This is a genomic window from Arthrobacter sp. SAFR-023 (assembly GCF_051965295.1).
Lineage (GTDB): Bacteria > Actinomycetota > Actinomycetes > Actinomycetales > Micrococcaceae > Arthrobacter.
Window position 1 is genome coordinate 1 of sequence record NZ_JBQCMF010000022.1, and the last position, 11,646, is coordinate 11,646.

The following is an 11,646-nucleotide window of genomic DNA, read 5'->3' on the forward strand; positions in this document are numbered from 1 at the left end:
CCAGCCGGACGCGAGCTTGGCGACTTCCTCGAAGGGCAGGTCGGCCCACTGGCCGGTGAACAGGGTGTACGGGCGGGACACGTCAGGCTCCTTCGGTCGGTGTGGCGGCTGCGGCGTCGGTGGGCTGGACGAGTTGGATGGACGCGCTTTTCGCGGCAGCGGATTCTTCGACGGCGGCGAGGACGCGCTGGACGGCGAGGCCTTCCTCGAACGACGGCGACGGCGCGTCACCGGTGCTGATCGCGGTGAGGAAGTCGCGGATCTGGTGCGTGAACGTGTGTTCCCACCCGATGATGTGGCCCTGCGGCCACCACGCATCCAGGTAAGGGTGGTCGGGTTCGGTGACCAGGATCCGGCGGAATCCCTGCTCGCGCACCGGGGCGGTGGCGTCCAGGAAACCGAGCTCGTTCAGGTTCTCCAGGTCGAAGAGGATGGTGCCCTTGTCCCCGTAGATCTCGAGTTTCAGGGAGTTCTTCTGCCCGGTGGCCACGCGGGAGACCTCCACCGAGGCGATGGCCCCGGAGGCAAGGGACAGCGTGGCCCAGGCGGCGTCGTCGACCGTTACCTCCTCCAGTCCGGACGGGCCGGGCCGGCGGGTTGTGAAGGTGTGCAGCCGGCCGGAAACCTCGGTGACGGAGTCTCCGAGGAGGAACATGACCTGGTCGATCGCGTGCGAGGCGATGTCCCCGAGAGCTCCGGAACCCGCTGTTTCCTTGTTCAGCCGCCAGGACATGGGTGATGCAGGATCGCTGAGCCAGTCCTGCAGGTAGGCCGCGCGGACCTGCCGGACGGAGCCGAGGCGGCCCGCTGCGATCAGTTCCCGGGCCAATGCCAGGGCGGGCACCCGGCGGTAGTTGAATCCGACCATGGACTGGACCCCACGTGCTCGGGACGCCCGTGCCGCCTCAGTCATGGCCTCGGCCTCGGCCAGGGTGTTGGCCAGCGGCTTCTCCACAAGCACGTGCTTCCCGGCTTCGAGGGCGGCGACGGCGATCTCGGCGTGCATCCAGCCCGGGGCGCAGATGTCCACGATATCGATGTCGTCCCGCTCCAGGACCGAACGCCAGTCCGTCGCGGACTCGGACCAGCCGTACTTGGCCGCGGCGGCGGCGACCTGCCCGGCGTCCCGGCCGACGAGCACTTTCTGCTCGAAGGCCAGGACATCGAAGAAGCTGGCGACGTTCCGCCACGCGTTCGAGTGGGCCTTGCCCATGAAGGCGTAGCCGATCATGGCGACGCCGAGGGTTTTGGGCGGGGTGCTTTGATGGGACATTTTTTCGTTCTTTCTCATGCGACTTCGCGCGGGCAGGGCGTGCAGAGCGCCAAAGGGGACCTGGCCTGAGGCTATGGACGGATTACTTGACCGCTCCGAACGTCAGTCCGGCGACCATCTGCCGCCGCAGAATGATCATTAGGACCAGGATGGGTGCAACGATGAGCGTCGCGGCCGCGGTGATGTCCCCCCAGTCGGTGCCGTACATGCCGGTGAATTGCTGAAGACCCACTGGAGCGGTTTTGGCTCCGCTTCGCGTCAGGGACAGGGCGAACAGGAATTCATTCCAGGACAGGACGATGGTCAGTACCGCTGCTGTTGCTACCGATGGCACCAGCAGGGGCCAGATGATCCGTCGAAGGATATTCCAGGTCGAGGCGCCGTCCACCATGGCTGCCTCCTGGATCTCGTAGGGCAGCTGCAAAATCGAGCTGCGGAGAATCCAGACAACGATGGGCAGATTGAAGGCGGCGTAAGGGACTATCAGCACCGGGTAGGTGTCCATCAGTCCAAGCTTGCCCGCGAAGACGAAGATCGGGATGACGGCAACGATGGGCGGAAACATGTAGGTGGAAAGGATCCAGGAGGACAGGCCCTTCCGTGCGCGGAAGTCCCTCATGGTCAGGGCGTATGCTGCCGGCACTCCGACCGCGATGGCCAGGACTGTGGCGCCCAAGCTGACGATGGCGCTGTTCAGGAGGAGCTGTCCGAAGGTTTCGGATTTACCGCCGCCCGCTGAGAGGACCGATGCATAGTTTTCAAGCGTCGGCTGGAACAGCCAGGCCGGCGGTATCTGGTTTGCCAGGCCGGCAGGCTTGATGGAGGTGACGAGCATGAACACCAGCGGGATGAGTCCGATGAGGAGCCATGCCCACAGGAAGGTGCGGCCGACAATGGTCCGGGCTATTGCGCCGCGGCCGATGGTTGTTGAAGGGGTTGACATTACATTTCCTCAGGATCGGACCGGCGGCCAATGACGCGCAGCATCAGGGGTACGAGCAGGGACAGGATGATCAGGAAGATCACACCGAGGGCACATGCGAGTCCCACGTTGAAGCTTTGCAGGCCGACACGGAATATGCCGAGATTGATGATTTCGGTGGAGCTGCCGGGGCCTCCGCCGGTGAGGATCTTGAACGAGTCGAAGGTCTTGAAGGCCTGGATGGTGCGAAGAACTGCGGCGATGGCGATGAACGGGATCATCGCAGGCAAGGTGATATGGCGGAACATTTGCCAGGGCGAGGCGCCGTCGACCAAGGCGGCTTCCCGCGGTTCACCAGGAAGTGACTGGAGCCCTGCCATCAGAATGAGGGCGATGAAGGGGGTCCACTGCCATATGTCCAGGATCAGCAGGACGATCCATGCCGAGGTGGGGTCCCCGAGCAGGTCGACGCCCTTGGGGAAGCCGAGCTGGCCCAAGTAGTAGCCGACCCAGCCGTAGTTGGGGTTCAGTAGCTGCTTGAAGACCATGGCTGCCACGGCAGGTGTGACTGCGAATGGCAGCAGCATGAGGGCCGCTCCAACCTTGTTGGCAGTGGTCTGGGCGGCGAGCGGGAGTGCCAGCGCGAACCCAAGGAGCATTTCCAGGATGACGGCCCCTGCCACAAAGGCCAAGGTGATGAGGAATGCGTGGCGGACGGAGGCGTTGGAGACTGCTTCGATGAAGTTGTTGAACCCGACGAACCGCCCCACCCCGCCGAGGATTTTGTCGTTCCGGAATGCTGAATAGAAGATGAATGCCGCAGGTGCGACCGTCATCAGCAGCAGGACGATCATTGACGGGGCCATGTAGGCCCAGGGGAGTGAGCGCTTCTTCCAGGCCAAAGGCTTCCTGCCGGGCGGAACGGTCGGTGTTTGACCGCCCGCGCGACGGGAATCCTCGACCTGCAGCCCGGCTTTGGGCAGGGCAGCGGTGGATCTCATGATTGATGCTCCTTGGACAGGGTTGGGTGCAGGATCAGTAGCCAGCGGATTTCAGGAGTGTTGAAACCTTGTCAGCTGCTCCCTGGAGGGCCTGCTGTGGGGAGGCGGATCCTGTTGCTGCGTTGTTTACGGCCACGGCTATTTCGTGGCTGACTTCGGTGTAGTTGGTGAGGCGGGCGCGGCCGACGCCTACCTCCAGGGACTGCCCCAGCGTTTCGTAGAAACCGGCGAGGGGGTTGTCTTTCTTGATCGAGGTGTACACGGAGCTGCGGCTTGGGTGCAGGGACTTTTCTGTCATGGCTGTCTGCTGCTCTGCCGCGGTCAGCCAGCTGATTGCCTGGTAGGCCCATTCCTTGTTCTTGGAATTCTTGTTGACACTCAGCATCCAGGTGCCGAAGTGGGGGCCTGCGGCATCGGCCTTGGGAACGGGGGCGTACCCGATGGAGCCCTTGACGTTGTCCGCGAGCTTCAGGTCGTGGTAATTGATGGTCATGGCGGTCAGTCCGTTGTCAAAGGATTCAGCTGTGGTTCCCCAGTCGGCGGACGTGCTGCCTGGCGGTACGTGCCCGCTTTGGGCGAGCTTGGCGTAGTAGCTGAGTGCTTTGGCTCCCTCGGGGGTGTTGAAGGCCAGGCTCAGATCCTCGTTGACGAGGTGTCCGTTCCCGCCGAATGAAGCCAGAAGTGTTTTGAAGTCATCGGTTGCCCAGTCCCCCACGCCGGCCATGACAGTGGTTCCGTACAGTTTCTTGTCCGGCTGGGTGAAGAACTCGGCTGCCTGCGCGTATTCGTCCCAGGTCTGGGGAACCTTCAGGTCTTTGCCGTATTTGGCCTTGAAGTTTGCCTTCTGCTGGGGATCGTTGAAGAGGTCGCTGCGGTATGCCATTACTGCCACGTTGGACTGGATCGGCAGCCCGTAAATATCGAAGCCTGCATTCTTGATGGCGTCCGGGGCGGGCTTCTCTGTCTCGTTCGGGTAGCGCTTGATCGGGGACTCGGCGTTGTAGACGGCCGTGTCGTAAAAGACTTTCGGGATGAAGTCCCCGACGTTTGCGTCGCCGATGGTGTTGAGGTCCTTGTTTTGAATGTAGGGGGTGAGCGGCTCGAGGTTCTGCACGAGAGCCGGCGCCCAGGGTGTGTCGACAACGACGATGTCGTAGTAGCTGCTGCTGGACGCGAACTCCGAGAAGACCTTCTGCTGAAGGGCGTCGTAGGGCTGGTTGTCGATCTTCAGATCAATCCCGAGCTTCTCCTTGAACTGCGGGACCAGCGACGCCACAGCGGCACTGTTGGCTTCATCCGTGGTGTAAAGCATTCTGAGTTCGGCCGGCTTCGCGGCGCTGGCGCTTGGATTGGGCGATTCAGCGGAGCACCCGGTTGCGACCAAAGCTGTCGCCACGGCGGCTCCAAGTCCAGCGATCAGGCGGGACTTTGCTACTCGACTCTGAGTTTTGAACATTTGCCTGTCTTTCGTTGATCGGCTACCGAATGACGATTTTCTCGTCAGGGTGCGGAACGGGTAACGCGCCCTTCGCTACCTTGCAGAGATGCGAAGGCGGTGGGGAGGCTCACAAAAAGACTAGGGACACTTTTGCCAAACGTCAAGCAAAAGTTGCATGTGGACTTCGCAGTAGTTGCACGTACGCATATAAGCCCACGCCGTCTCCCACTCTCCACGGTGGCCCTTCTGCGGCACCAGCCCGGCCGCGGCCCACTTTTCGACCGACTGACTATTGTCAGTTATTGAACAGACTTTTGTATGTGTATTGACATAGCCTATGTGTCCGGTGTCATAATCAGGGCATGGAAGTAGAGCGGGGATGCGGAGTCGGCAGCTCGGCCTGACCTGCCGCCGGCCCTCCGGTGCCGCTTGTTCCGGTCTGGCTGTCCCAGCTCGCAGTTGAGCGCGGACAGCAAAGTCGAGAACGGACGACCGGGCTTCCCTTGAACGGACAGAGGTGCCGCACAGGCAGCACTGATGCCGTGAACGAACCAATTTTGTACGGCGTAACCAGGCAAGAGTAGAAAGAGGCTCGAAGTGCGTGCAGTAATTCTCCCCGGCGACAAGAAGGTCGTCGTCGCCGATCGTGAACGTCCGGAGCCGAAACCCCACGAGGTCCTGGTGCAAACCAAGGCTTCCGCTATCTGTCGCAGCGATATGAGCCTGTACTACGGCAACCCAATCGTCGGCGGTGAGGCCGCAGAAACGGGTGACGTGGTCCCGGGCCATGAAGCGGCAGGAGTCGTCGTGGCGGTAGGCGACGCCGTCACCGGCGTGGCAGTAGGCGACCGTGTCGCGGCTCATCTTGCCGTTGGTTGCGGCCACTGCGAGTACTGCGGCGCGGGCTACACAATGCTGTGTCCCGACTGGAAATGTTTCGGCTTCGACTTCCCCGGCGGCGACGCCGAGTTCTTCACCATTGCGGCCCGAAATGCGCTCCCGCTGCCCGATCATTTCAGCTTCAAGGCAGGTGCGGTGTTGACCGACATGATCGGCAGCCAGTACCACGTCCAGAAGAAAATGGGTGTGAGCGGCAACAAGACAGTCGCCGTCATCGGTCTGGGTCCGATGGGCTCGGCAGCCGTTCTCGTCGCCAAGGGCTTCGGGGCGCGGGTTATTGCAGTTGACATCCTGGACGAACGGCTCGAACAAGCCGGGGTCCTTGGCGCGGACGACATCGTTAACAGCAGGGACACTGATGCCGCGGAAGCAATCCGGGAACTGACACACGGACGAGGCGTCGAAGTCGCCATCGACTGTTCGGGCAACCCTGCCGGCCAGAACACAGCCCTCGATGCCGCAGCAAAGCTCGGCTGCGTCGCCTTCGTCGGAGAATCCCGGGCCACGGAAATCAACCCGAGCGACCAGATCCTCCGCAAGCTGCTGACCGTCGTCGGCGGCTGGTATTTCCCGCTGGGCGAGTGGCCCGAAATCCTGCGTTTCATCGCGGACAACAAGGTGGATGTCGAAGCCATCATTAGCCACGAATACTCCCTGGAAGACGCCGAACAGGCGTTTCGTGCCTTCGATCGGCGCGAGACCGAGAAAGCCGTCTTCACCTGGAGCTGAAAGCGCCAGCACAAAGCCTCACATCGAGAAAGGACTAACAGCAATGTTCCGCTACACCGCAGAAATTCTCCCCTATCACGACATGCCGCTCGAGGATGCAGTCAGGGACTTGGCTGAGGTCGGGTTTACCGAAGTCAACCTATGGTCATCCGCATCACCGCTGGCCCACCACGTAAACCCGGGAGATGATCCGGGAAAAATCCGTGAGGTCCTCGACAAGTACGGCATGAAGGCGTGCGGACTCACCGTGTACGGCAAGAACCAGGACGAAATCCTGGAGCGCGTCCAGTTCGCGGCGGACCTGGGCATCGACACGGTCGTCTTCGACTGTGAGGCCAACTATTCGGACTTCGTAGGATCGTTCCTGCCGCCTATCGTGGAAGCCGGTGCCAAGGCGGGGGTCCGCATCGCCGTGGAAAACCACCTCACGGTCCCTTTTTCCGCCGACTTTGAAGCCGGGGGCAACGAAGACAAACGCTGGGACGAAGGCGTGGACACCTTTGCCCAAATCAAGCGTCTTGTACGGGACATCGACGATCCCTATCTCGGGGTCTGCCTAGCCCCGCCCCACATGTGGGTCATGCAGGAAACGATCAGCGAAGTCATTGCTTTCCTGACCGAGCGTAAGAGGCTGTACTACTACTACATCTGGGACGTTGACCGGGCATACCGCCACGGCGTGGACGGCTTGAACTTCGGACCCGGCGAGAAACAACTTCCCTCGCCCCAGGGAACATTGGACCACCGTTTCCTCCTATCGGAACTCAAGCGAGCGGGGTACGAGGGTGCCGCCAGCCTGAAATGCCACGGAACTCACGGGTGGAGCATGGAGAAGATCGGACGGGAGATCCGCAGATCCGATGCTTACATCCGCGACGCGTACGAGGCGCTGAAAAAGTAACAGGTACTTGAGGGTTGCGATGAGCAGTGAGCCGTTTTGATCTAATGGAGGACGTACACATGCGACATCCGGATGATTGCAGAACCAACCATGCAAGCCCGCTCGATGAGGCGGCGCTCTTTATCAGTAAGGGTATTTGATGACCGTGGTCCAGACGTTGCCTGCTGCAGACAGCCAGTCCAGGACGAAGAAAGCGGCACCGGGTTTCGGCGCCAGCGAGCTCTTTCAGATACTGAGGGACGGTCGCCCGCGCACACGCTCCGAGCTCGCGGCAGCAACCGGGTTTGCACGGTCCACCATCACGGCCCGCGTTGAGGAGTTACTGCACACTGGTTTCATTGCCCCTGTTGGTGATGCCGCTTCCACCGGGGGCAGACCACCCGCTCGTGTGGCGTTCAATCCGTCGGCGCGGGTGGTTGCCGCCGGTGATATCGGTGCCACGCACGCGACCGTGGCAATCATGGATCTCGCCGGGACCACCCTGGCGAAAGCAAGAGAACAAATACAGATTGCGGACGGTCCGGAATCTGTACTTGACTGGCTGACCGAAGCCGTCAGCAGCCTTCTGTCGAAGCTTCAGCGCGCCCCCGAAGACCTGATCGCAGTGGGAATTGGTCTGCCAGGGCCAGTCGAACACTCGACGGGGAAACCATCCCAGCCGCCCATCATGCCCGGCTGGGACGGCTTCGACGTGCCCCACTACGTTCAGCGCACCTTTGACGTCGCCGTTCTCGTGGACAACGACGTCAACATCATGGCGCTGGGCGAACGGGCGGCATGCTGGCCACAAACGGACAACATGCTATTCCTGAAAGTAGCCACAGGCATCGGATCAGGAATTATCAGCAGCGGGCAGTTGCAGCGCGGAGAAAAAGGCACCGCCGGCGACGTGGGGCACATCGCCGTCAACAGGGCCGCCGGGATTGCATGCCGCTGCGGCAACATCGGGTGCCTCGAGGCCATCGCCGGCCGCCCCGCCGTGGCCCGTGCCCTACGCGCTGCCGGCGTCGATGTTCCCAACGACTCGGACGTCATGGCACTGGTCCGCCAAGGCAACATACTCGCCAGCCAGACCATGCGCCAGGCCGGGAGGGACATCGGCGAAGTCCTCAACATGTGCGTGAGCCTACTAAACCCCGCCGTCATAGTGATCGGCGGTTCCATGGCTGAAGCCGGAGAACAACTCATTGCAGGGATCAGGGAAGTTGTTTACGCCCGCTCAACACCCTTGGCCACCCAGGACCTATCCATCGTGCAAGCCCGAACCGGAGCCGATGCTGGCATCACCGGCGCAGCCATCATGGCACTGGACCACGTCCTAGCCCCTGAGAACCTCCAGATGCTCGCCGCCAGTCAATGACACACCTGCACCCTGACGGACCTAGCAAGGCTCCAGGAGGTCCTCGCCAGGCTGAACGCCGTTGCTCGTCGTGGACATCTAACGGCCGTCGGGCTCCGGGACTTGCCGGAGGCATCCGCCAAGAAATGACAGACGCGTCTCGCGAGGACCGCGGATCACCAGTCCGACAAAAGTCATTCGCCGCCTTCATAGGCGGCGCGAGTGGCCCTGACATATGGACCCCAATTCACCCTTAGTCACGTCATTCTCCCAGGTACATCCCAAGGATCTGGAGCCCAGTATGTATCCGTCACGGTGAACTCTAACTCCGACCTCCCGAAGCCATAGGGTTGGCCAATAATCACCATGATGGGTTCAGGGCATCGTGCGGGGAGTGCCGGGCAATTGCTTGCAGCGTCTCCAGGTCGCGTGCGCCGGGAGTTGGGAACGCACCGGGGTGGGTGTGCCAGTCGCCCAAATACGCTAAACGCCGGCCCGAGCAGCGTAGAGCCGGGCTATCTGGTGCGACTGCCAGTCCGCATCCGGTTTGAAGGACGCTTTATTGTGAGAGGCTCCGGGGCCCGGGCCAACATCGTTGGTGACGCAGATGTGTCCAGGGCAGCGCCAACCGGGCAGAATGCCGCCCGTCTCCCAATGGGGCGCCTGCTGCAGCTTCTTCCCTGAGTGTTGCGGCTGGGCAGCATGGAGGGAAACTTCGTTGAGGTTGTATGCCGGACCGGCAAAAGTGGGCTCGGCGCAGCCTATGGGCTGGTTCAGGGGCCCAGCGCTGGCTGGCGGTTGAAGTTGTGGGTTACCCGATCGTGCCCACTCGAAACAAGAGAAGCACCATGAAACGGACGCGGGCACGTGAACGGCCGCTCCGCCCAGCGCAACGTCAGGGCCCAAACGTCAATATAGGGATTAACTTGAGTGGCGAGAGCCGCTGCGGCACCCCGATCCGCTTACTACCTTCCGTTATTGGGAATGCCGTCAACATCGAATGCGGCAACTATCCGCCGCAAGATACCCATGGCGAATCTTCTGACGCCTGGGGCTATGCGAACCCTGATGGATGCCCAGGCTGTGAGGTGGGACGGATGACCGACGATGTAACTTTGACTGACCAGGCGCTGCTTCCCCTCGACGTCACCGAGTGGCTTCGGATACACGCATGGACCCGGACAGCCGTACTTGGCAACATCGCCCAGCGTCGGCAGACAGACACCTCCGGCGTTTTGGTTCCTATGGCAGTTGGGTCGCCGGATTTCACGTTGCGGTCTGAGATGCTGAATGGTTTGGCCAGCAGTTTCAACACTGACCCTGCCGGCGTGCTGCTCGCGGTCGCCAAGTCTGGGTCGGACAATGCGGAGTTCCGGGCTTCGGGGCACATTGATGACTCGATCCCCCTGGGTGATGCGTCGACACTCATCGACTCCGTACGTCGATCAATACAGGCCTCCGCTAATTCGGCGCTCCAGCCCCGAAGTTATTACGGCCACAGTTTGCCGGATGCACCCGTGGATATGTGGTGGGCCGGTATCCTCATCCCATTGGCTAGAAAAACTGGTGTTGCGCATTTCCCCCTGCCACCGCCACTTTTGGCCTCAGGGCCTCATACGGGCAAAGCTTCGGCCTCGGGTGAGCTGAGGCGAAATTCCTCGGCTGCCGGCAATTCAGTGAATTCGACGAGTTCGACGTGGTGTTCCTTGAGTACTTCGAGGACTTCGTGCGGGGTGACGCGGAAGAATTCTCGGCGGAGGTTGACTTTGTTGACGCGCTGCTCAGCGAAGGTCCTGTGCAGCATGGCTTCGGTGGCGACGGCGTCATCGGAGTAGAAGAGAGCGTGTACGTCAAAGCGGAAGGGCACGGAGGCGTCGCCGAGTTCGTTGACCCGGTCCATGGGTTCCAGGCGCCGGGTCATGCCGATCTTGACCATGTTCTCCCCGAAGGCGCCGATGTTGGAGATAACGTACACGTAGCCGGCACGGATGTTCGCCGCGCGCCGTTCGACGTCGGCCAGAGCGAGTTCGTCTTCAGCAATTTTCGCCCGCATGCGTTCGGCGCCTTCGAGGTCGCCGTTGGCGATGAGCGCGTCAAGAGTGGCCTGGTGCATGGCGCGTTCTTTGGCGAGCTTCTGTCGGGCAGCGGCCAGCTCGGCTTCGGCCTTCTTCTGCTCGCGCAGGTCTTCGCGGCGGGCTCGCTCCATTTCTTTCTCCGCTGCCACGGCCTGGAGGTGTTCGGCGGCGATAACCATTTCCTGGATGCGCAGGTGATGGTACTGCTCGTCGATGCGCAGGTTGATCATGGTGCCTTGGCGTTCGATCTGCTCTTTGGCCTTGGTGAGGCGGGAGGTCGCGGTGGCCAAATTGCCCGCTTTGACGGTTTTCACACAGTTTTCGGCTTCGGCGTTGTAGGCGCGCAGCATGATGGTGGACATCTGGTTCACAAACTTCTCGCCCTGCTTTGTGGAGTTGTTGAACGTGAAGTTGGAGGTGGCATGGATGGCCCGCTTGGCTCGGGCCATTTCCTTGTACTGTGCACGTAACGCATCTAGCCTCGCTGCCAGATGTGCTGAGTGCTCGGCGGGATGTTCGAAGTCGAAGACCCCGACCTCCTGCAACGCGGCGGAAGCGCGGGAACTCACCAGCTGGCCTTCTGCCTGGGCGAGTTCGGCGCGCAGGGAATGGAGCTGTCCCTGCAGGCGCTGGCTCTCGGACGCCCATTCCTGGCGCTCGTTCTCTGCGATGTGGCGCAGCTCGTCCCGGCTGGCCTCTATCTGGTCAAACTCGAGCAATCCGCGTTCGTCGAGGATCCTCTGCATCCGCTCCACGTTGGCCAGGGCCGTCTCGGCGGTCTTCTTCGCACCGAAAAACCCGACCTTGCGGACTGCTGCGCCGCGGCCCCTTTCCACATTCTGGGTCTGCTGCAAGTGCTGCTGCGGCTGAGCTGACACCTGGGGAGCGTGCGGCGGCTTGGCCGGCTGCAGCGGCACAGGCTGAGGCTGGATCGGCTGGATGTGAGCCGTCCATTGAATGCCGTCCCAGTAGCGGACAAGAGCAGGGTCTTGCGGGTCGTTGTACCAGCCAGCGGGAACGCTCACGAAGGGACCTATCGTCGTCGAAACAGCATCTGCGGGTTCATCG

At 61.7% G+C, this 11,646-nt stretch carries 8 protein-coding genes; 3 read left to right on the forward strand and 5 right to left on the reverse strand.

The features are described 5' to 3' along the window. Positions 1-82 precede the first annotated feature (82 nt). From ACTHQX_RS19545 to ACTHQX_RS19560, 4 genes are all read right to left on the reverse strand, one after another. On the reverse strand, positions 83-1,273 hold the full coding sequence (locus tag ACTHQX_RS19545; protein ID WP_440158892.1) for a Gfo/Idh/MocA family protein: 1,191 nt from the start codon (positions 1,271-1,273) through the stop codon (positions 83-85). An 82-nt stretch (positions 1,274-1,355) separates the two neighbouring features. Next, entirely contained in the window at positions 1,356-2,216 is an 861-nt protein-coding gene (locus ACTHQX_RS19550) for a carbohydrate ABC transporter permease (RefSeq protein WP_236806042.1), read from the reverse strand. Then, positions 2,216-3,196 (reverse strand): carbohydrate ABC transporter permease, encoded by a 981-nt coding sequence (locus ACTHQX_RS19555; RefSeq protein ID WP_236806043.1) that lies wholly within the window; start codon positions 3,194-3,196, stop codon positions 2,216-2,218. Before ACTHQX_RS19555 ends, ACTHQX_RS19550 begins: the two co-directional genes overlap by 1 nt. A gap of 34 nt (positions 3,197-3,230) precedes the next feature. Beyond that, positions 3,231-4,508 (reverse strand): ABC transporter substrate-binding protein, encoded by a 1,278-nt coding sequence (locus tag ACTHQX_RS19560; protein WP_440174651.1) that lies wholly within the window; start codon positions 4,506-4,508, stop codon positions 3,231-3,233. A gap of 723 nt (positions 4,509-5,231) precedes the next feature. On the opposite strand from ACTHQX_RS19560, the gene ACTHQX_RS19565 reads away from it, so the two are divergent. The 3 genes from ACTHQX_RS19565 (at position 5,232) to ACTHQX_RS19575 (ending at position 8,524) form a co-directional block, all read left to right on the forward strand. Then, a complete protein-coding gene (locus tag ACTHQX_RS19565; protein ID WP_440158891.1) occupies positions 5,232-6,263 on the forward strand; it encodes a zinc-binding dehydrogenase in 1,032 nt (343 codons plus the stop codon). A gap of 43 nt (positions 6,264-6,306) precedes the next feature. Then, positions 6,307-7,164, forward strand: a complete 858-nt coding sequence (locus ACTHQX_RS19570) for a sugar phosphate isomerase/epimerase family protein (protein ID WP_440158890.1) — start codon at positions 6,307-6,309, stop codon at positions 7,162-7,164. Positions 7,165-7,303: 139 nt separating this feature from the next. Beyond that, positions 7,304-8,524 carry an ROK family protein gene (locus tag ACTHQX_RS19575; protein ID WP_440158889.1) on the forward strand — a complete coding sequence of 407 codons (1,221 nt, stop codon included), beginning with the start codon at positions 7,304-7,306 and terminating at the stop codon, positions 8,522-8,524. A gap of 1,591 nt (positions 8,525-10,115) precedes the next feature. Here the strand turns inward: ACTHQX_RS19575 and ACTHQX_RS19580 are convergent. After that, positions 10,116-11,603, reverse strand: a complete 1,488-nt coding sequence (locus ACTHQX_RS19580) for a DUF4041 domain-containing protein (RefSeq protein WP_440158888.1) — start codon at positions 11,601-11,603, stop codon at positions 10,116-10,118. Positions 11,604-11,646 lie beyond the last annotated feature (43 nt).